At 36.6% G+C, this 21001-nt stretch carries 17 protein-coding genes and 1 tRNA gene; 6 read left to right on the forward strand and 12 right to left on the reverse strand.

Annotated features, from left to right (window positions below; translation table 11 throughout):
• Positions 1–44: 44 nt before the first annotated feature.
• The 5 genes from BN1354_RS04425 to purB all read right to left on the reverse strand — a co-directional run bounded on the left by BN1354_RS04425 (position 45) and on the right by purB (position 7647).
• On the reverse strand, positions 45–1643 hold the full coding sequence (locus BN1354_RS04425) for an aspartate:alanine exchanger family transporter (RefSeq protein WP_045089529.1): 1599 nt from the start codon (positions 1641–1643) through the stop codon (positions 45–47).
• 97 nt (positions 1644–1740) lie between these two features.
• Complete coding sequence (gene lepA / locus BN1354_RS04430) at positions 1741–3528, reverse strand: translation elongation factor 4 (protein WP_053826326.1); 1788 nt, start codon at positions 3526–3528, stop codon at positions 1741–1743.
• Positions 3529–3534: 6 nt separating this feature from the next.
• Positions 3535–4932 (reverse strand): asparagine--tRNA ligase, encoded by a 1398-nt coding sequence (asnS, locus tag BN1354_RS04435; RefSeq protein WP_045089527.1) that lies wholly within the window; start codon positions 4930–4932, stop codon positions 3535–3537.
• A 101-nt stretch (positions 4933–5033) separates the two neighbouring features.
• The gene (locus tag BN1354_RS04440; protein ID WP_053826327.1) at positions 5034–6152 is read right to left on the reverse strand and encodes a pseudouridine synthase; all 1119 of its coding nucleotides are present in this window, start codon (positions 6150–6152) and stop codon (positions 5034–5036) included.
• A gap of 151 nt (positions 6153–6303) precedes the next feature.
• A complete protein-coding gene (purB, locus tag BN1354_RS04445) occupies positions 6304–7647 on the reverse strand; it encodes an adenylosuccinate lyase (protein WP_053826328.1) in 1344 nt (447 codons plus the stop codon).
• Positions 7648–7827: 180 nt separating this feature from the next.
• Between purB and BN1354_RS04450 the strand changes: the two genes are divergently transcribed.
• Positions 7828–7902, forward strand: a tRNA-Val gene (locus BN1354_RS04450).
• Positions 7903–7949: 47 nt separating this feature from the next.
• Here the strand turns inward: BN1354_RS04450 and BN1354_RS04455 are convergent.
• Positions 7950–9281, reverse strand: a complete 1332-nt coding sequence (locus BN1354_RS04455; protein WP_053826329.1) for a DEAD/DEAH box helicase — start codon at positions 9279–9281, stop codon at positions 7950–7952.
• A 190-nt stretch (positions 9282–9471) separates the two neighbouring features.
• Between BN1354_RS04455 and BN1354_RS04460 the strand changes: the two genes are divergently transcribed.
• Together BN1354_RS04460 and BN1354_RS04465 are read left to right on the forward strand one after the other, a co-directional pair.
• Positions 9472–9744: an iron chaperone gene (locus tag BN1354_RS04460; protein WP_197271972.1), complete on the forward strand. Its 273-nt coding sequence runs from the start codon at positions 9472–9474 to the stop codon at positions 9742–9744.
• Between the two features lie 123 nt (positions 9745–9867).
• On the forward strand, positions 9868–10752 hold the full coding sequence (locus BN1354_RS04465) for an aldo/keto reductase (protein WP_231623071.1): 885 nt from the start codon (positions 9868–9870) through the stop codon (positions 10750–10752).
• Between the two features lies 1 nt (position 10753).
• On the opposite strand, the gene BN1354_RS04470 is transcribed toward BN1354_RS04465, so the two are convergent.
• The 4 genes from BN1354_RS04470 to BN1354_RS04485 all read right to left on the reverse strand — a co-directional run bounded on the left by BN1354_RS04470 (position 10754) and on the right by BN1354_RS04485 (position 14897).
• Entirely contained in the window at positions 10754–12715 is a 1962-nt protein-coding gene (locus BN1354_RS04470) for a heavy metal translocating P-type ATPase (protein WP_053826330.1), read from the reverse strand.
• Between the two features lie 78 nt (positions 12716–12793).
• Positions 12794–13207 carry a Fur family transcriptional regulator gene (locus BN1354_RS04475; RefSeq protein WP_045089522.1) on the reverse strand — a complete coding sequence of 138 codons (414 nt, stop codon included), beginning with the start codon at positions 13205–13207 and terminating at the stop codon, positions 12794–12796.
• 149 nt (positions 13208–13356) lie between these two features.
• The gene (locus BN1354_RS04480) at positions 13357–14454 is read right to left on the reverse strand and encodes an alanine racemase (RefSeq protein WP_053826331.1); all 1098 of its coding nucleotides are present in this window, start codon (positions 14452–14454) and stop codon (positions 13357–13359) included.
• Between the two features lie 2 nt (positions 14455–14456).
• Positions 14457–14897, reverse strand: a complete 441-nt coding sequence (locus BN1354_RS04485) for a GNAT family N-acetyltransferase (RefSeq protein WP_045089520.1) — start codon at positions 14895–14897, stop codon at positions 14457–14459.
• A 393-nt stretch (positions 14898–15290) separates the two neighbouring features.
• On the opposite strand from BN1354_RS04485, the gene BN1354_RS04490 reads away from it, so the two are divergent.
• Positions 15291–15719, forward strand: a complete 429-nt coding sequence (locus BN1354_RS04490) for a pyrimidine dimer DNA glycosylase/endonuclease V (RefSeq protein ID WP_053826332.1) — start codon at positions 15291–15293, stop codon at positions 15717–15719.
• A 48-nt stretch (positions 15720–15767) separates the two neighbouring features.
• On the opposite strand, the gene BN1354_RS04495 is transcribed toward BN1354_RS04490, so the two are convergent.
• Positions 15768–18146, reverse strand: a complete 2379-nt coding sequence (locus tag BN1354_RS04495) for a TonB-dependent receptor (protein WP_053826333.1) — start codon at positions 18144–18146, stop codon at positions 15768–15770.
• Positions 18147–18569: 423 nt separating this feature from the next.
• Between BN1354_RS04495 and BN1354_RS04500 the strand changes: the two genes are divergently transcribed.
• The gene (locus BN1354_RS04500) at positions 18570–18893 is read left to right on the forward strand and encodes a hypothetical protein (protein ID WP_053826334.1); all 324 of its coding nucleotides are present in this window, start codon (positions 18570–18572) and stop codon (positions 18891–18893) included.
• Positions 18894–18988: 95 nt separating this feature from the next.
• On the opposite strand, the gene BN1354_RS04505 is transcribed toward BN1354_RS04500, so the two are convergent.
• Complete coding sequence (locus BN1354_RS04505) at positions 18989–20137, reverse strand: Sb-PDE family phosphodiesterase (RefSeq protein WP_053826335.1); 1149 nt, start codon at positions 20135–20137, stop codon at positions 18989–18991.
• A gap of 350 nt (positions 20138–20487) precedes the next feature.
• Between BN1354_RS04505 and BN1354_RS04510 the strand changes: the two genes are divergently transcribed.
• Positions 20488–20961, forward strand: coding sequence for a Dps family protein (locus BN1354_RS04510; protein WP_045089517.1), 474 nt, complete (start codon positions 20488–20490; stop codon positions 20959–20961).
• Positions 20962–21001: the final 40 nt, after the last annotated feature.

Below are 21001 nucleotides of genomic sequence, written 5' to 3' on the forward strand. Positions count from 1 at the left end.
GAGAAGGCATTCCAAGTGATTGGCGTGCCTTTTTTTATTTTATTCTATAGTGCAATAAATCCAATTACCTGCAGCATTATTATTAGTAACACCATTGCTAGTGGGTAGGCCGAAGCGTAAGTCAGATTTGGCACATTACTATCGGTCATTGAACCCACAGCTGCCAGACCGGGTGTACTTGTCATTCCTCCAATTATTGTACCCAGCAACTCCAAAGCGTTTAACTTCAGTACATACTTACCAACAATGCCAGACAGAATCATAGGTACCAGTGTGATTACTATTCCAATAAAAAAGTAAAGTAAACCAAATGTCTGGAAAGTGGCAATTAGCGTTGCCCCTGCCGTTGTACCAACCTCTGCAAGAAAGAGCAACAACCCCAGCTGTCTTAACAACTGATTTGAAGTGTCGGACATAGTCCACAAAATACTCCCTGTTTTTCCTGCCTTACTTAGTAAAAGTGCAACAATAAGAACACCCCCCGTTAAACCAAGTGAGAAAGTGAATGAGTCAGAAAAAGAGAGCTGTATTTGTCCTGCCAGAATACCCAAAATAATACCCAAGGCAATAGGAAAAAAGTCGGTACTTGAAAGCTTCTTTTCATCATTACCTAAAAGCATACCTACCTCTTTAACATTCTCCTGCTCTCCTACTACAACCAACTTGTCACCGAATTTAATTTTAATATCAGGCGAAGGAGAAAGCATTACCCCACTACGTCTAATATAAGTTACATTGCAACTATAAACAGAAGTGAGATTTAATGATCCAAGAGTTTGGTCCACTATATTTTTGTTAGTTACAAGCAGTGATTCCGATACCTGATTATTTCCTACAGGCAGTTTCATATCTGTCTTTTCTCCGATTAAAAGCTCCAGCTGGCTTAACGAGTTTTCTGTACCAACTGCCTTAATAAGATCCCCCTCATACAGTTTGGTTCTAGCTTTTGCTAAAGAAATGACACCTTCATGAGAGTAACGCGAAATAACAGCACCTGTCATAGAACGTACCTGAAGCTTTGCAAGTGTTTTACCAAACACAGTTGGATTCTTCACCTTAAACACTGCCTGTTTAACTTCAGGATAAAATTCTTTATTTACCTCTTCAATTTTTTTAGCCTCTTTAGCCAGATCCACTCTGAATATTCTGGGAAATAACTTCACAAATAAAATAATTCCGATTACACTAAATGGATAAGTAATACCATATGCGATTGAAACCAGAGGAGAATCAGTAAGATCAGTTGCTGTAGCCAAAGCAGGAGTACTGCTCAATGCTCCTGAAATCAGACCAAGAACGCCCTCTGTATCAATATTAAACAGATAACCTAATCCTATACCAGCTGCACCGGAACTGGCAATGATAAGTACTGAAAGTATAAATATATTTTTCCCGTTCTTTTTAAATGAATCAAAGAAACCGGGACCCGACTGAATTCCAATAGTAAAAATAAAAAGTACCAGGCCAAAATTGCCCAGTACTTTAGGAATTTCAACACCAAAGTGACCAAACAGCAGTGCCACAAAAAGAACTGCCGAGGAATCCAGTGAAACACCCTTTATCTTAACATTTCCAAGTAAAAAACCGAGTGCTATAATTACGAAAACTGAAAAATATGAATTTTGCAGAAGTGATTCTAACATCAAATTATTATAAACTACATTAAAAAGTAAACAACATCTTCAAGTGCAGTGATTACTCATGAGTTATTTTACTGAAACCAGATAATGGCAAACCCAATTAATCAAGCTTCAATACTGCCAGGAAGGCTTTTTGCGGAACTTCCACATTACCTACCTTCTTCATGCGCTTTTTACCCTCTTTCTGTTTCTCCAGCAGTTTACGCTTACGAGATATATCACCACCATAACATTTTGCAGTAACATCTTTTCTAACTGCCTTTACCGTCTCACGAGCAATAATCTTCGCACCTATTGCTGCCTGTATGGCTATATCAAACTGCTGACGTGGAATTAACTCTTTAAGTTTTTCACACATCCTGCGACCAAAGGTCTGTGCGTTGTCAAAATGCGTAAGAGTGGAAAGAGCATCAACAGGTTCGCCATTGAGCAAAATATCCATTTTCACAAGCTTAGAAGGCCTGTAATCATGCATATGATAGTCAAAAGATGCATACCCTTTAGAGATACTTTTCAATTTATCATAAAAGTCAATAACTATCTCTCCAAGTGGCATATCATATATTATCTCGATTCGATTACCTGAAATGTAGTTCTGTTTTATCAACTCGCCTCTTTTTCCGAGACAAAGGGTCATTATAGGACCAATATATTCAGTAAATGTGATCACAGATGCGCGTATGTAGGGCTCTTCGATTCTGTCAATCAGAGTAACATCAGGCAGTCCACCCGGATTGTGTACCTCTTTTTTGTTCCCCTTCTTATCATAAACATTATATGAAACATTAGGAACAGTGGTTATCACATCCATGTTAAACTCACGCTCAAGACGCTCCTGAACAATTTCCATATGGAGTAATCCAAGGAAGCCGCATCTGAATCCAAAACCAAGAGCTACAGATGATTCAGGTTGAAAAGTCAGAGATGCATCGTTTAACTGAAGTTTTTCCAATGAGGATCTCAGATCTTCAAAATCCTCACTATCGATTGGGTATACACCGGCAAAAACCATAGGTTTCACCTCTTCAAAACCCTCAATCGCTTTATCTGCCGGACGTTTAACATGAGTAATGGTATCTCCTACCTTAACCTCTTTCGAAGTTTTAATACCAGAAATTATATACCCTACATCACCACATCTTACTTCATCTCTTGGCTCCATTCCTAAGCGCAGAATACCCACTTCATCAGCGTCGTACTCCTTGCCTGTATTTATAAACTTAACTGAATCACCCTTTCTGATAACACCATTAACAATCTTGAAATATGCAATAATACCACGGAAAGAGTTAAAAACGGAATCAAAAATAAGTGCCTGCAGAGGAGCTTCAGAATCTCCAATCGGAGCAGGCACCCTATTGATTATAGCTTTTAATATCTCTTCAATTCCTATACCCGTTTTGCCACTTGCCCGAATGATATCTTCTCTGGGTGTACCTAAAAGCTCAACTATCTGATCTTCTACTTCATCTGGCATTGCACTATCCAGGTCGATTTTATTAATAACCGGAATAATCTCCAAATCATGCTCAATTGCCATATAAACATTAGAGATAGTCTGAGCCTGAATTCCCTGAGCAGCATCAACAATGAGTAAAGCACCTTCACAGGCTGCAATCGAACGCGACACTTCATACGAAAAGTCAACGTGTCCGGGTGTGTCAATAAGATTCAATATATATTTCTCACCCTCATATACATAGTCCATCTGTATAGCGTGGCTCTTAATCGTAATGCCTCGTTCACGCTCAAGATCCATGCTGTCAAGTACCTGTGCTTGAAGATCTTTACCTTCAACAGTTTTGGTAAACTCCAGCAGACGATCTGCCAGAGTACTCTTTCCATGATCAATATGAGCTATGATACAAAAGTTTCTTATATTCTTCATCTATTATTAAAAATCTGCATTATTAGGAGTTCTTGGGAATGGGATTACGTCACGAATATTTGTCATTCCTGTAATGAACAGCATTAACCTCTCAAAACCCAAACCAAATCCGGAATGAGGAGCTGTACCAAACTTACGGGTTTCCAGATACCACCAGATTGGATTTGTGTTCATACCAAGGTTATTGACATGATTCATCAGCTTATCATAGTCTGCTTCACGTTCAGAACCACCTATAATTTCACCGATCTTAGGGAATAAAACATCCATTGCACGAACAGTTTTTCCATCATCATTCTGCTTCATATAGAATGATTTTATCTCTTTTGGATAGTCAGTAAGAATTACAGGACGTTTAAAATGTTTTTCTACCAAGTAACGCTCATGTTCTGATTGCAAGTCTGCTCCCCAGAAAACAGGAAATTCAAATTTATGACCTGACTCCTCAAGTATTTTTATACCTTCAGTATATGTTAGTCTCACGAAATCGTTTTCAACAACAAATAGCAATCTATCCACCAGCTCTTTGTCATACATGCTTGCAAGGAATTCTATATCATCCCTGCAGTTATCAAGTGCATATCGGATCAGGTACTTCAGAAAATCTTCAGCCAGATCCATATTGTCGTTGATATCATAGAATGCTACTTCAGGTTCAATCATCCAGAACTCTGCAAGGTGACGTGGTGTATTTGAATTCTCAGCACGGAATGTCGGACCGAAAGTATAAATTCCACCAAGTGCCATTGCACCAAGTTCACCTTCCAATTGTCCCGAAACAGTCAGGTTGGTCTGCATCCCGAAAAAGTCCTGTGAATAATCAACTTTACCCTCTTGATCCCTGGGAATATTATTAAAATCCAGAGTGGTTACTTCAAACATAGAACCTGCACCCTCAGCATCTGAAGCTGTAATAATGGGTGTATGGAAGTAGTAAAAACCTCTGTCATTAAAATATTTATGAATTGCAAATGACATGTGGTGACGCATTCTGAAGATCGCTCCAAAGGTGTTTGTACGTGGGCGTAAATGTGCTATTTCACGCAAAAACTCCAGAGAGTGTCCTTTCTTTTGCAATGGATATGTAGTAGGATCAGCCGGCCCGTAAATTTCCACTTCAGTTGCCTGAACCTCAACCGACTGTCCTTTTCCCTGCGACTCAACCAGCTTGCCATTTACATTAATACATGCACCTGTTGTGATTGGCTTAAGAAACTCTTCACCAAACTGCGCTATATCTATAACAATCTGTATATTATGAATGGTAGATCCATCATTCAACGCAACAAATCCTACGTTCTTATTTCCTCTGCGGGTACGAACCCATCCTTTTACATTTATCTCTTCTCCGAAACTGGTAAGCTTTAAAGCTTCCGATATTTTTGTCCTCTTAATCTGTTTCATAATCAACGATTAATCTCCCATTAGAGATTTTGTTGCAAAATATTTTTTATCTCTGCAGTAATAGACAGAAAATTTTAATGTTATTATTTATAAATTAATATTTAGTCAAAAGCTCCCATTCTGAGCATATTAACCTCTTGTTCTGAAAGATAACGCCATTTACCACGAGATAATTTCTTTTTCGTCAAACCTGCAAAATATACTCTGTCAAGCTTTAATACGCGATATCCCAGTTTTTCAAAAATTCTGCGAACGATACGATTTTTACCTGAATGAATCTCAATACCCACCTGAGTAAGATCTTCTTCTGTAACGTAACTTATAGCATCAGCATGTATCTCTCCATCCTCTAGCTCAATTCCATCTGCAATAGCCTGCATATGCTCCATTGCAACCGGTTTATCAAGCCAAACCTGATAGATTTTTCTCTTCTCGTATTTAGGATGTGTTAATTTGGAAGCTAAGTCGCCATCATTTGTAAGGAGTAAAACACCTGTAGTAGCCCTATCAAGTCTTCCAACAGGATAAATCCTTTCTGATGCTGCACTTTTCACCAATTCCATCACTGTTTTACGGTTCTCAGGATCATCAGTTGTAGTAACAAAGCCTTTAGGCTTATTAAGTAGAACATATACCTTACTTTCAAGCTGAACAGGTTGATTATGGAATTTAACTTCATCAGAACGAGTAATTTTTGTTCCAAGTTCAGTTACCACTACACCGTTCACTGTTACCACACCAGCCTGTATAAACTCGTCAGCCTCACGACGTGAGCAGATACCTGCATTAGCAATAAATTTATTAAGACGTATAGGAGCATTTGGATCTGCATTCTCCTTATATTTAATCTGCTTAAACGGTTTTTTCTTTTTAAGTTTCTTACCAGTGGAGCTAGTAGTCGTTTTATAATTTGAACTCTGTGATTGATTGCCCCAGCTGCGATTACCATAACCGCCACCACCTTGGCCTCTTTGTTGAGCCTGTACCCTTTCACCAACTCTTGGGCGTCTTTTTCTTACATTGCCTCCCTCACTATTACCATATGAACCACCTTGTGGGCGTTCTCCTCTGTTTTGGTTATAGGATCTTTCAGAATGATACCCCTCCTGTTGTGTTCTTCGCTCATTACCCTGATTATTTCTGTTAGGGGAAGCGTGTCTCTCATTGTGCGCACTATAGAAACTTCTTTTAGGGCGCGATTCTTCGTTGTTTGTTGTCATTGTTGCATTTAGTTTTGTCTTAATTATTAAACCTCACGGTTTTTTTCAATTTTAATAAAACAGTACCGGCCATCATGTAATGGAACAACCGGCATTGGATTTTCCTTAATTTGTATTTACATTACATTCAATAAATAATAATTGCTCTTTTTTAAATTCCTGTATAGGATTGAGGTGTAATTCCCTTAAGTTCATTTTTGATACTGTCACTCACCTCCAATCTATCAATAAACTCTGCGATACTATCTTTAGTAATATGATTATTTGTGCGAGTCAGTTCTTTTAATGCCTCATATGGTTTTGGATACCCTTCACGTCTCAATATAGTCTGTATTCCTTCGGCAACCACTGCCCAGTTATTGTCCATATCTCTATCTATCGCCTCACGGTTTAATAACAACTTATGAAGTCCTTTTGTTGTACTTTTAATTGCAATTATCTCATGTGCCATAGGTACTCCAATATTTCGTATCACAGTTGAGTCTGTTAAGTCTCTTTGTAATCTTGACACAGGCAATTTAGCCGCCAGATGTTCAAGAAGTGCATTAGCAATACCAAGATTACCTTCAGCATTTTCAAAATCAATAGGATTTACCTTATGTGGCATAGCTGATGAACCCACTTCACCCTCTTTGATTTTTTGCTTGAAATACTCCATAGAGATATATTGCCATACATCCCTGTTGAAATCAATCAGGATAGTATTAATTCGTTTCATTGCATCAAAGGATGCAGCGAATGCATCATAATTAGAAATTTGAGTAGTATATTCCTCCCTGATCAGGTTCAACTTTTCGAACAGGAATTCATTACCAAACTTTTTCCAATCTATCTCGGGATAAGCCACATGGTGAGCATTAAAGTTTCCTGTTGCTCCACCAAATTTAGCTTTGGCAGGAATATGTTTAAGCACTTCCAATTGATTAGTCAATCTGTATGAAAACACCTTCACCTCTTTTCCCAGACGGGTTGGAGATGCTGGCTGACCATGAGTTCTGGCTAGCATAGGAATATCTTTCCACTCCTCCGCCAAAGCATCAATCAACGAAATCAACTGCTCCATCTCTGGGATGTAAACAGTTTCCAAAGCATCACGCCACATCATAGGTGTGGCAGTATTATTTATATCCTGAGAAGTAAGACCAAAATGAATAAATTCCTTTTGTTCAGAAAGGTGGAGCTTGTCAAATTTCTCTTTAAGGAAATACTCCACTGCCTTCACATCGTGATTAGTGATCTTTTCAATCTCTTTAATATCTTGAGCATCATCCTCGTCGAAACCTTTGTAAATAGCTCTCAGCAGATCAAATTGATTCTCATCAACATTCTGCAAAGAATTTATACCCGCTTCGCAGAGAGCAATAAAATATTCGATTTCTACCTGTACTCGGTATTTTATGAGGGCATATTCAGAAAAAAACGGAAATAAAGCTTCTGTTTTATCTCTGTATCTACCATCAATTGGTGAAATAGCTGTCAGTCGGTTTATGTTCATTATATTATATACCTCTTTTCGATATACAAAAATAGTGATAATAATAGAGTCTTAAAAATTTTGATAAAAATAATTGAAATAATTTTGTCACATTCAAAAAAGAGTATATCTTTGCATCGCTTTTCAGGAAAACAACTACTCAAAGAGATGAGAAATTAAGAAAAGCAGTTATTAAAAAAAGGGCGATTAGCTCAGCTGGTTCAGAGCGCCTGCCTTACAAGCAGGATGTCGGCGGTTCGAATCCGTCATCGCCCACAAAAAAAATTAAAACACCTATCGATATTTCGGCAGGTGTTTTTTGTTTATATAGTTACCTGTCTGGCAACCTCAATCTTATATTTCTTACCTTTCAACTTTTGGTTTCTAATGTTATTCAAAAGCGTTTTAACCATAGACGCTCTGACAGCGGCAAAGGATACAAAGTCTTTCACTTCAATCAGACCCAAATCAGACATATCCAATCTTCCTTTTTGCAGAAAGAATCCCACAATATCACCTTTATTAACTTTGTTTTTCTTACCTCCACTAATATATATTGTCTGGTATTCCGGTTGCTGTGGCAATGGACCACCATCTTTCAGTTGCAGTATATCTAAACCTTGCGGGATATATTCGGGCAAAGCCTCTTCTTTATATATAACAATATATGCTGTACCGGAAGCATTCATACGTGCTGTACGTCCATTACGGTGAGTAAAATCTACATCTTTTGCCGGTAAATGATAATGGATCACATGTTTCATTTCCGGAATATCCAACCCCCTTGCCCCAAGATCAGTTGTAACAAGAAAATTAAGACTACCATTTCTGAATTGTATTAATACTCTTTCCCTGTCATCCTGATCCATTCCCCCATGATAATATCCGCAATTTATACCTTTGGAAACTAACACGCTGCTGATTCTTTCTGCTGATTCTCTATGATTACAAAATATTAGCGCAGCCTCAGAATTTATATTGCAAAGCAATTTAAAAAGTGTATCTATTTTATCCTTTTCGGGAGATACTACCAGTTTAAGTGAAAGAGTCTCATTTTGCACCTCATGTACAAAATCAAGAGTTACAGGAAAGTCCATACCAACAAATTCTGGTATCTCTACATCGGAAGTAGCAGATAGCAAAACTCTTTTTTCAAGATTTGACAACTTACTTAAAATAGCATTCATCTCCTCCAAAAAGCCCAGCTGAAGTGACTTATCAAACTCATCCAGCACCAATATTCTAATATTGCCCGTATCAAACGACTCCCTTTCTAAATGGTCTGTAAGTCGTCCCGGAGTACCAATAAGCAGAGCCGGAGGATTACTTAGGTTGTTTAGCTCCGTTTCGATAGAATGCCCTCCATAGCAAACATTTACCTTAAACTTTGTCGACATCTTCTTCCACACCTGTTCTATTTGCATAGCAAGTTCGCGTGATGGAGCAATTATCAAGCACTGCACTCCTTTTATATTCTCGTCAAGCAGTTGCAGTATCGGCAGTAAAAATGCAAGTGTCTTTCCTGAACCTGTAGGAGAAAGCAGTATAATATTTTTCTTATTCATTATCGTTCTCTGAGCTTCAAACTGCATCTTATTCAATGCATTAATACCCAGATTAGATAAAATAGTTGATTGTTGATTCTCTATATTCATGCAACAAAGATAAGACATTATTCCTCTGGAAAATACTTAATATATTATGATTGGTAATCAATATCATATTTTTCTTCAACTACTTGATTTATAGAAATTATTTTCTACTTTTGAAGACATGAATGAGATAGACAAATACATACAAAGTTTCCCCGATGAAATCCAGGAAATTCTATACAAAATATGAGGGATGGTTAAAGAATTAGCTCCTGGTGCAGAAGAAAAAATGGCTTACGGTATGCCTGGATATAAGACTAACAAAAGACCTCTTATCTACTTTGCAGCATATAAGAATTACATAGGCTTGTATGCTACACCTGAAGCACATGATGAATTTAAAGAGAAACTATCTGGATATAAACAAGGCAAAGGATCTGTACAATTTCCTCTTAAATGTCCTATTCCTTATGATTTAATTGAAAGAATTATAAAATTTAAGATTGAAGTGAATAAGTTGAAGTAGGAATTACTTAAATTGTAAATATGAAAATGGATAATTTTCACCCAACTACTTGATTTATAGAAATTATTTTCTACTTTTGAGTATGTCCTGTTAAAATAGTTCTAATTAAAAATCTGTAATTAAATGAAAAAGATATCTCGCCGTAGTTTTATTCACACCGGGTTTGCAGGTTTTGCAGGTCTCACGGTTGCCGGGAAAGGTTCATTTAATATCGATCTAAAACCCGAAGTCAAAATAGATAAAGTTAAATTAGGTAACAGCGGACTCACTGTTTCAAGAATAGCATTAGGCACAGGATCGGTTGGTGGCTCCAAATCATCCAATCAGACTCGACTGGGAATGGATAAGTTTGCTTCTATGGCACATCACGCATATGACAGAGGTATCACATTCTTTGATATGGCTGATTCGTATGGATCCCACCCATTTGTAGGGCATGCCATCAAATCCATGCCACGCGAGAAAATAACCCTTCTCACAAAGATATGGACATATGAAGATGGTTCTGATAGGAATGCTCCTGTACGTGAATCTCTCGACCGTTATCGCAAAGAAATAGGCACTGAGTATATTGATATTCTCTTAATGCACTGCCTGATACAGCCAGGATGGAGCAATAACCGTAAGCATTATATGGAAGGATTAGCCAAGGCAAAAGAAGATGGTATCGTAAAAGCAGTTGGCGTCTCATGCCACAATTGGGAAGCAATGGTAGAAGCTGTAGATAATCCATGGGTTGATATTATTTTAGCACGTATAAATCCATTCCAAAGCCATATGGACAATACCCCCTATATGGTGAGTGAACTCCTTGGGAAAGCAAAAGCGAAAGGGATTGGTGTGATTGGCATGAAAATATTTGGTGAAGGTAGACATGTTAAAGATAACGAAAGAGAGGAGTCTATCAAATATGCCTTAACCACCGGCAACACGCACTGCATGACATTAGGATTAGAGTCAATCGATCAGGTTGATGATGCTGTTGACAAAGTGATGAGGTTAGTTTAAATTATTTAAAATCTTTTCTTAATATTCTGATTGAGTTGAGTATAGCAATCAGAGAAACGCCTACATCGGCAAACACGGCTTCCCACATTGAAGCTATTCCAAAGGCTCCTAATATCATTATTAGAGACTTTACACCCAAAGCAAACACAATATTCTGAATAACTATTGCACGAGTAGAACGTGCAATCTGTATAGCCGTGGCAATTTTAGATGGATGATCGGTCTGGATCACAACATCTGAAATTTCTACTGCTGCATCAGAACCCATACCACCCATAGCAATCCCCACATCACTAATAGCTAAAGCAGGTGCATCATTAATTCCATCACCTACAAATGCTACTATGTTATCAGAATCTTTCTTCAATTTCTCAATATGATAAACCTTATCTTCAGGCAGTAGATCACCGTAAGAAAAGTCAATATTCAACTCATTTGCTAAATCATCAACAATCGACTTTTTATCACCACTCAGCATCACTGTAGTTTTTATACCTAATTTCTTCAGTCGCGATATTGCATTCCAAGAGTCTTTCTTCACTTTATCAGAAATTACAAAAAATCCGGCATATTCTTTATTTATGGCAACAATAACTACTGTCTCCTTTATATCATCTATTTTCTGTTCGTATTTGATCTTGTGAAGTTTCATCAATTTAGTATTTCCTGCCAATACATCTTTCCCATTAACCAAACCTTTCATCCCATGTCCGGCAATTTCTTCCACATTCTCTATGTTAAAGTCATATGGTAAAATATCAGGATGGTATTCTAACATGGCTTTAGCAATCGGATGATTCGATTTCGATTCAAGAGCTACAGCATACTCAATCATTTTTTCCTTATCAGGATAAACAGATTCAATTTTCTGTACCTGAAATACTCCTTCGGTTAATGTTCCTGTCTTGTCAATCACCACAGTATTAACTTTGGCAATTAAGTCGAGGTAATTTGCTCCTTTAAACAGAATTCCATTATGTGATGCTGCACCTATACCTCCAAAATAACTTAATGGAATAGATATAACTAGTGCACAGGGACAAGAAATTACCAGGAACACCAGTGCACGATATAGCCAGTCGGAAAAAAGATAATCAGAGACAATAAACGAAGGTATAATAGTTATTGCAAGTGCAAGAGCAAAAACAATTGGAGTATATATTCGTGCAAACCTGCGTATGAAAAGTTCAGTCTTAGACTTGCGTGACGATGCCTCTTGTACCATTTCGAGTACCCGTGCAAGTGAGCTATCTTCATATTTTTTCTCCACCCGTAAATCAATAACACTGTTAAGATTAACCATCCCTGCCAATACCGGTTCGCCCTCACGTATTGTTCTTGGGACACTTTCGCCAGTTAGTGCAGATGTATTAAAACTTCCTTTAGCAGTCAACATTTTACCATCCAAAGGAATCTTCTCTCCTGCTTTAACCTGGACAAATTCACCTATAGCAACTGATTCAGGATTAACTACTGATATTGATCCGTTTCTGATAACTGATGCACTATCGGGCCTAACATCAAGTAAAGATTTAATATTCTTTCTGGCTTTCTGTACAGCAGAATTCTGAAACATCTCACCAATTGTGTAGAACAACATAACAGCAACAGCCTCCGGATACTCTCCAATAAGGAATGCACCCAGTGTGGCAACTATCATCAGAGTAAATTCATTAAAAAAGTCCTTCTGAGCTAAAGCGGTGCCGGCATTTTTAAAGGATGGCAGAGCAACAGGTAAATAGGCAACAATATACCAAAGTAGACGCATATTGCCTTTAAAGAAGTCTGTTTTAAAGTAATCGAGAACAATTCCAAAAAGGAAAATGACAACTGTAATTGTAATTGGTATATAGGTTTTCCAATCAGAATTGCTTTCTAAGGATTCTCTATTTAAATCTCCGCAACAACGCCCTGCATCATTGTTACAATTGGTTTCAATATTTTTAGCGATATCTAGTGCCATATAATTATCAATTTACATAGCAAAGTTAAATTGATAATTACGCAACCAAGTTGCAAATTGCTAATGCTGTGCTCTGACTTAAGATTCGGAGCATTTATCGCAGAGACCTTTCATAACAAAATTGATGTTCTCAAGCAAGAATTTTTCAGGCAACTGAACCGGAGGAATTGAAACACTTTCAAGGCAGTATGTTTTATGACAATGAGTGCAATTAAAATGTACATGGAGTTCATTTAATTCGCATTGACAATCATCATTACAAACCGAGTACTTCATTGAGCCTGAGCCATCGTCAATACTGTGAATTACCAGATGGTTATGGAACAGAGTAATAGTTCTGGAGATTGTTGATTTATCAACAGTCTCTAATACAGCTTCAAGATCTGATAAGCTAAATGCCTGCGGATACTCCACCATTGCCTTAAATATCAATAGTCTCACTGCAGTTGGTTTAATATCCCTGTCTAATAGTTTCTGTTCAAGTTCTTTCATAATAATCCTCCAATAAGATCATAACAAAAATAGGACATTTTAAATGGAAATCACAATATAATATATTTAAGCAGGATATCCGATTGTTCAAGTTAATAGAAAAACAATTGTAAAATGTGTACTGTCAGGTCGTGTTTGTATAGAACACCTCACACAAACCTCTTATCGATAAACTTAGAGTTCAGTAATCTGGCAACTGCCATGTAGTTGGTTTTGAATACTATTTCATCGCCTACATGATATTTCTTTTTACCATCTTTGGTTTTATTTGAGCCTAAATCCACAACCATCATATCGGAGGTTATACCTACAAATTTTATATCACAGTCAAGTGCCGTCAGGTCTCCGTCATCCACATCAAGCATGCCGAAATCGAGTATTGCCTTAACTGTTGTTTCGTGACGGTCGGTTTCGCTAAAATCGGCTGTGTGTCCTATGTTAGCATCACTTAAAACACCTTCGGGTACAATCTTTTTCTTCTCCAGCTCAATAATATTTGCTCTAAATTCAAAAGTATCGGTGTGAAGATTCATAAACTGTTCATTCTTAAGAGGGCTGACCCCAAAGAATGCAGCTTCTCCTATCCTAAAATGGTTGATGTTTTTGGGTACTGTGCCCTGGTTAATAAGTGGGAGCGTAATTGATGACCCACCTGATATGAATTTCAAATCTTTATTGAATCGTGATGAAATCAACTCTTTATATATTGATAATTGAAGCAGTTTGTCGTAATTGGGCTCAATGCCATACATGCAACCAAGATTAGAACCCAGTCCGATTACATCAATATTTGGGAGGTCGAACACTTTTTCATAGAACGACATCAAGTTTTCTCTATTAACTCCTTCGCGCAGTTCTCCCAGCTCAATCATTATGATAACCTGGTGAATTTTTCCTTGTTTTCCGGCTGCTTCATTAAGAGCCATAATCGTACTTAGCGATGAGTTCAATGAAATGTCGGCATACTCTACAACCTCATCTGCATAAACCTCAGCAGGTGGTTTTATGTAGATTGTTCTCATATTTGGATTAACTGCTCTTAGATTTCTCAGGCTGGTTAATCGTGAATCACCTACTGAGTTTATTTTTTCAATTACATCATCTGTAAGTATATGTTTCAGAAACTCTTTATCTCCCGAAAACACCTTAGTTACAAGGCTCCACTGTATATTATATTTTTCAAAAAAATCGCTTAAACTCTTTATATTTTCTTTTATCTTCTCTGTCTGTATTACCAGTTCAGCCATAATTATTTTTTTAACCTCATTTCGAGATAAGGATTAGTAAAACCAAATTTCTCATACAATTTTTTAGCAGGATTATCAGCATCAACATGTAGCGCGATATCTCCGTCCGTTTTTTCAATAGTGAGTTCAATAAGCATTTTTCCGATTCCTTTACCACGATGGTTTTTATCAGTAGCTATATACACCAGGATATTCTCTGGGATATAACCATCCATACCTGTCCTGTTAACCACTACTGCAGCTCTGATTTCTTCTTCCTCCTTCAGAACCATAGTAAATCCGCCAAAAGAAGTAAACTCTTTTGTGGAATAATCTATTGCTCTTTCAATCTGATTTTTTGGGTCGCCATACTGCTGAAGATTATCGAATAAGAAATCGACAACTTCACTTTTTTCTCTCTCTGTAGGTTTACTCTGTTCGTTAAATATCTTTGTTTTTATCATAACTAATCTGCTAAAGTAGACAAAACAAATTGGAAAATGTTTATAAAATTGAATATATTTTCTATCATAACACTCTATAAACTCTATTTCAAGCATTTACAATGCATTGAAAATCACAATATTATCTCCGGCGATATAAATGAGACTTATTTCTTATTTAGCATATACTTGGTATGAAGATCGCTTATACATGGCTTATCTATATATAAGCCATGTATAAGTGATCTATAAGCGATCTTTGGACTAAGTATTGCTTATGTATTATAAATCCCCTTGAATAGTCCTTCAATAGATTTACACTAAATTCAAATTAATGTAAATTAAATAAAGGACGACAGATGGCTGATTAGTATATTATTTAGAAAAAAGATAACTTTGTAAAAACATACTTTTATGAGACTATGGTCATTACACCCAAAATACTTAGATACAAAAGGACTTGTTGCTTTGTGGAGAGAAGCATTGCTTGCCAAGCATGTTTTGGAGGGAAGAACTAAAGGTTATAAAAATCATCCGCAGCTTAACAGGTTCAGGAATTCGGGTGATGCAGTTAACTTAATTAATCAGTACTTGAGTGAAGTTTTGTTTGAAGCACAATCACGTAGTTATAATTTTGACAAGAATAAAATAGATTGGAGCTTCACTCCCGGTAGTTTAAACGTTACTAGTGGTCAAATGGAGTATGAAAGAGAGCATCTGCTTAAGAAGTTAAAAATAAGAGATCTTGAGAAACTCAATCAAGTTGAAAAGATATTATGTTTGGATGCACACCCATTGTTTAAGATTGTTGAGGGTGAAATAGAAAATTGGGAAATCGTCTGATACTTTAAAACAATTTCCCAATTCTTATTACATTCATCTTTTTACCGGTTAAAACTTAATCATCACTCCAATTGCCGGTAATACTGTGCCGCTAAAAGAATCAAGCTGCCTCAATAACTGTTTTTCGGGATCGGAGGGGTCATTCATTATCATTCCGCTTGCATCTTTATTTGTATAAATTGGTGGATTTTCCGACTGGAAATTATAAGCGTTCTGTACATCAAGATAGAAGTTTAGCATCATCTTCTTAAAATAATACTCCTTATCTATTCTTAAATCGAGTTGATGAGAGTCTTTCAGTCGTAGTGTATTATAATTTGCATAGTCGATATATGGCCTGTTGTTTACACTCCATGCATCTTTATTTGTAGATAGGTCCACATCAATTGGTGAGTATGGTGCACCTCCCACAAAGCGCCAACGCATAGAAATATTCCAGTTTTTTGGGAGATTGTAGCTGCCAAGAAGGTTTACCATGTGACGGGTGTCCCAGTTTGACGGACGATAAATTCCATCTGCTCCTGTGAATTCACTCTTGAAAAGCGTGTATGTTATAGTGCTATTGAGACCTTTATAATCAACAAGTTTTCCTGAAAATTCAATTCCATATGCCCTGCCTTTACCGGTTGAAACTATCTCTTCATCGCCAACTTGACCATAATCTGTTCCTTTTCCGGCAATACTCATTCCGTCTGTTACCGAGAGTGGGTAATTATTGTATAGCTTATAAAAACCTTCTAAGTTAAACCTAAGTTTAAAATTGAGCTCATAGGCAAAGCCTGCAATTGCCTGGTTGGAGATGATATGCTTAAGATTCTCATTTTTGTTTATAAACAGTCCTGAGGCATCCTTGTAGCCTAATGTTGTGTAGGCAGGGCGCATGGCGTAGCGACCAACATTAGCATTTATATCCCATTTATCTGTTAACCTGTATGAAGCTGAGAATCGTGGCGATACCTGATTCAGAGGGTTCTTCATATTATTGTTGAAATTATTTCCGATTGTGTTTAATCCTAATGAAAGAGATAAACGGTTGTTAAGATAAGTATCAGATGCCTGAATAAATGCCTGATATGACCATAGATCGAGTTTTGTATTATAGATAAGATCGTTTAAAGATCCATTGCTGAAAACTTTACGATTGGTTTCATTTTCATAGTGTGAGTATGCTACTCCGGCGCCAATCAGTAGTTTAACGGGCAGGTCGGGATAGCTTCTTTCAAATCTGAACTTATTCTCAGCTTCATCTGAGCGATAGTCTGATATTTTTGGTTGCGATTCATCATTATCAGGATATTTGAAGTTTTTGTTTCGCAGCATATTTCTGCTGAGCACCCACGTATCAAAATAATTATCGCTAAAATGCTTGTAAACAGCACCAATTGTATAGTTCCACTGCTGATAAACAGGTAGATAATCCAGAAGATAACGTTGTGACTCAGTGCCGTCTTCCTGTAAATCGGTATTAAGAGTCATATTATCAATTGCACCCAGACCAATTATTGAGAGCTCATTCTTTGGATCTATCTGATATTTATACTTAACCTGAAAATCGTTGTACGTAGGCAAGAATGGCAGACCTATGAACTTGAAAAGCAACTGAAGATATGACTGGCGAGCTGAGACGATAAATGTAGTTTTATCACCGATTGGTCCGTCCATAGTAAAAGCAGCATCTGATGCACCTATACCAAGTTGAGTGTGGATACGGTCGCGACTTCCATCCTTTTGCCTGATATCCATCACCGAACTTAAAGCATTGGGCCTGTTGGCAGGAAATGCACCTGTATAGAAATTAACCTCTCTCACGAAATCGGGATTAATAATACCCACAACTCCTCCCGAAGAGCCTTGTGTTGCAAAGTGATTGATGATAGGGATCTCTATACCATCGAGATAGAATACATTTTCAGAAGGACCACCACCTCTTACAATCAGATCGTTACGATTAGGATCGGTTGCCCCCACCCCTGGTAGCGATTGTAATGCTTTTGAAACATCACGGTTAACACCTGCTGCTTTCTCAATATCACTTACTCCAATAGTGAGAAATGAAACCGGACTTTCAATTTTTTTCAGATTAAAAGTTGGCCTGACCACAACTTCATCAATAAGTGTTGATGACTCGGGAACAGCAATATCGATAAAAGCAGTTTGGTTACCTTGAATTTGCACTTCTGCCGATAGTGTTGTTTCATATCCTACATAGCTAACTTCTAATCGGTAGAATCCAGGTCGATACACAATTTCATAATTTCCCTCTAAATCGGTTGTTGTACCATTAGTTGTTCCTTGAATTCTGATAGTAGCAAATTCAAGAGGTTCATTATTCTTTTGGTTATACACTCGTCCTTTTACTGTACCTGTTTGTGCAAAAGTTAACAGGCTCACTAAAAGAAAAAGTGAAGTCGTTAAATATTTATACATAAAAGTGTTTTATTATAGCTGTGTTAATTTTCACGTTACTACAAACAATAAAAGTACTTTTAAGTTCTTGTTATATATAGAGTATTTATGGTTATTTAACCATAGAACACTACATTTTTAATAATATAAATCACATCAAAATACAAACCACTTTTTAACCTAAGCCGGATTACTCGCAACCACTGTGTCGTAAGGTACTTTCATATCAAATAAAAGATATGTTCTGGATAAAAATAAAGTACAAAGGAGTAATGGAATAGTATACTGGATGATAAATTGAAATCATTTTAATTTTATAAACTAATGTTTTGTAATATCACTAATTTGATATCTATTTCTAGTTACATAAATTTCATAGGCTGAAAGTGAATAGTTTTAAGAAAATGATGTTTTGAATATTCAAAAATTTTATATTAGATAGTCATGTTTGAAAGGAAAGCGATACTGATTTCAGAAAATAAAATAACCAACCTAGATGATAATGATAATAAAAGATTGGTAATTTTTGTCTTGCAAGACAACAGGGTCGTAGGCGTAGAGACCATTGAAATGAATAAGGATTTATACTGTAAGGATGATTTGCTTATTTATTTATCCAGAAAATACATCAAAGTAATCTATCTTTCTACAATTGATGGCATTACCAACAGTAAGTGTATTAAGTTAGGTATTGAAATAAAAAAAGTAACTTCAATAGAAGAAGATAAACTCCTAAGTTCTCTTTATTTAATTCCTCCGTTTTTTTAGTTATATAAAATAAAGGAGTTCATTGGATTTAACCCAATTGAACTCCTTTGTTATTTTAAGTGCTTCATGAAGAATTTACTTCTTCCTCTTAGTTATCAGTTTAAATCAAAATCAACCTTAAGATGCTGGTCACTCCTTACGTAAGTTGAAACAACTTCTCCTGAAAGTGAAGCTGTTTCTTCGTTTGCAGTAATTAGCTGAGTTGAGCGGGGATAAAGTACAACATTTTTAGTTGCGCTACCATCTGAGAGGCTCAATTCAAAATAAAGGTCGCTTTTATTTTTTATTTCATAATAGTTGATCTTAGTACCATTGTTTCTGGCTTCTGTATAATGCGAAGGTTTCAGCTCCACGCATGCATTAAACAGGTCTTTTACATTCTCTTCTTTACCCAGGAGGTATTTACTTGCCCAGGCAACTGTTCTGCCTTCTTCGAGTGCTTCTCTGATTGATTCAGCAGTGCGTTCTCTTGCTAAAACAAGAGTCATTGTACGATGTACATACTCTTTACTGAAATCATAGTCATGTGCTGTAAGATTGTGTATATCTGTATTGCCCATTACTGTTAACCCTTTGTCAATACACCAGTCAAGAGCTTTAAAATGAATTCCGAATCCATTTACCACTTCAATTCCATGCAGTGCTTTATTCTTATACAGATCATCTACAAATGGAATCCACTCGTAAGAACCTTCTATGCCTGGCTGCCATCCAGGGTGATTCCAAAATATAAATGCATCTTGTTCTAAAGCCTTCATAACTGCTTCTCTGTCTAGTTCATTTGCTCTGTCTTCAATAAAATCAGATGGGTCGTTTATATATATAGCATTAAAATGGCCCGGAGGAGTATTCCTGGTTAGCTCTGTACCTTTTACTAAAATTATATTACTCCTTTCAGCAGTTTCTTTTAAAAGTTGAAATCCACGGTCAGGGTTTATTTTTACATCTTCTTTGTGTGGTGTATACTCAATATGATCAGTAATGGCATAGGCATCTAATCCCTCTTCCCATACTTCTTGATGGCGTACTGTTGGCCAAACCTGACCATCTGAAAAAACAGTATGTGTGTGGAAGTCGCATTTCAATACCTGAAATTCCCCAACATTTGGAATAAATACATTTTGTCTGTAGATAGGTTTTCGGTTCTCATCCAGGTATTTCATTCCCTCAACTTCTCGTCTCTGACCAAAAGCCAGTATCGGAATAATTAGCAGTCCGATTAACAATAGATTTCTCTGTTTCATATGATATTACTTTTTAGTGGGTAAAACTGTTTACAAATATAGAAATTCAAAATGAAAGTCAATTGTATATACAACTTAATTAGTCAATTATATTACAATTATATATACCGTAAAGTATATGCTCTGAACTTTTTCTGATTTTAAATGGATATATGAATTTTTGAGATTTTTGGAATTATAGACTTATAGACTTATAGAAGTTCCGGGCCGTCACAAGATAACTATTTCTATATCTAAACTCATAGAATAGATTATTTCTATTTGTTATTGAACCTGAAAACCTTTGCAAAACAGCTCTTTTTTCGTTATATTTGTAACAGCTCTAAATAAAAATATTAAAAAAAAGAATTATGAAAACATTAGATTATTTACAATTAGATTCTGAAAAAACAAAGAAAACAGTAGATGGTTTACAAAAACTATTAGCTAACTTACAGCTCTATTATACAAACCTTAGAGGGTTTCACTGGAATGTGAAAGGAACACTCTTTTTCGGAGCTCATGAGAAATTTGAAGAGTATTATGATGCAACAGCAGATCATATTGATGAAGTAGCTGAGCGTATATTGATGCTTGGTGGGGTTCCTGCCCATAACTTCAGTGATTATCTGAAAACTGCCAGTATTAAAGAAAGCGGTGTTTTAACAGATCCTACTGAGATGTTCAAGCTAGTTCTTGACTACCTGAAAGAGTTATTAGCTCTTGAACGTGAAGTCCTGAATGCTGCATCTGAAGCAGAAGATGAAGGTACAGTTGCACTTGTGTCTGATTTGATTTCTGGACATGAGAAAGATGTTTGGATGATAGCAGCAACACTTTCTTAATTTATGTCCGACTTATATAGTCGATTTCTAAAATAATAAA

This window comes from Lascolabacillus massiliensis (assembly GCF_001282625.1).
GTDB lineage: Bacteria > Bacteroidota > Bacteroidia > Bacteroidales > Dysgonomonadaceae > Proteiniphilum > Proteiniphilum massiliensis.

Bases quoted from the DNA above. Each gene is read 5' to 3' on its own strand.
- BN1354_RS04425 (WP_045089529.1), bottom strand. From the start codon at position 1,643: ATGTTAGAATCACTTCTGCAAAATTCATATTTTTCAGTTTTCGTAATT.
- lepA (WP_053826326.1), bottom strand. From the start codon at position 3,528: ATGAAGAATATAAGAAACTTTTGTATCATAGCTCATATTGATCATGGA.
- asnS (WP_045089527.1), bottom strand. From the start codon at position 4,932: ATGAAACAGATTAAGAGGACAAAAATATCGGAAGCTTTAAAGCTTACC.
- BN1354_RS04440 (WP_053826327.1), bottom strand. From the start codon at position 6,152: ATGACAACAAACAACGAAGAATCGCGCCCTAAAAGAAGTTTCTATAGT.
- purB (WP_053826328.1), bottom strand. From the start codon at position 7,647: ATGAACATAAACCGACTGACAGCTATTTCACCAATTGATGGTAGATAC.
- BN1354_RS04455 (WP_053826329.1), bottom strand. From the start codon at position 9,281: ATGAATATAGAGAATCAACAATCAACTATTTTATCTAATCTGGGTATT.
- BN1354_RS04460 (WP_197271972.1), top strand. From the start codon at position 9,472: ATGGTTAAAGAATTAGCTCCTGGTGCAGAAGAAAAAATGGCTTACGGT.
- BN1354_RS04465 (WP_231623071.1), top strand. From the start codon at position 9,868: ATGAAAAAGATATCTCGCCGTAGTTTTATTCACACCGGGTTTGCAGGT.
- BN1354_RS04470 (WP_053826330.1), bottom strand. From the start codon at position 12,715: ATGGCACTAGATATCGCTAAAAATATTGAAACCAATTGTAACAATGAT.
- BN1354_RS04475 (WP_045089522.1), bottom strand. From the start codon at position 13,207: ATGAAAGAACTTGAACAGAAACTATTAGACAGGGATATTAAACCAACT.
- BN1354_RS04480 (WP_053826331.1), bottom strand. From the start codon at position 14,454: ATGGCTGAACTGGTAATACAGACAGAGAAGATAAAAGAAAATATAAAG.
- BN1354_RS04485 (WP_045089520.1), bottom strand. From the start codon at position 14,897: ATGATAAAAACAAAGATATTTAACGAACAGAGTAAACCTACAGAGAGA.
- BN1354_RS04490 (WP_053826332.1), top strand. From the start codon at position 15,291: ATGAGACTATGGTCATTACACCCAAAATACTTAGATACAAAAGGACTT.
- BN1354_RS04495 (WP_053826333.1), bottom strand. From the start codon at position 18,146: ATGTATAAATATTTAACGACTTCACTTTTTCTTTTAGTGAGCCTGTTA.
- BN1354_RS04500 (WP_053826334.1), top strand. From the start codon at position 18,570: ATGTTTGAAAGGAAAGCGATACTGATTTCAGAAAATAAAATAACCAAC.
- BN1354_RS04505 (WP_053826335.1), bottom strand. From the start codon at position 20,137: ATGAAACAGAGAAATCTATTGTTAATCGGACTGCTAATTATTCCGATA.
- BN1354_RS04510 (WP_045089517.1), top strand. From the start codon at position 20,488: ATGAAAACATTAGATTATTTACAATTAGATTCTGAAAAAACAAAGAAA.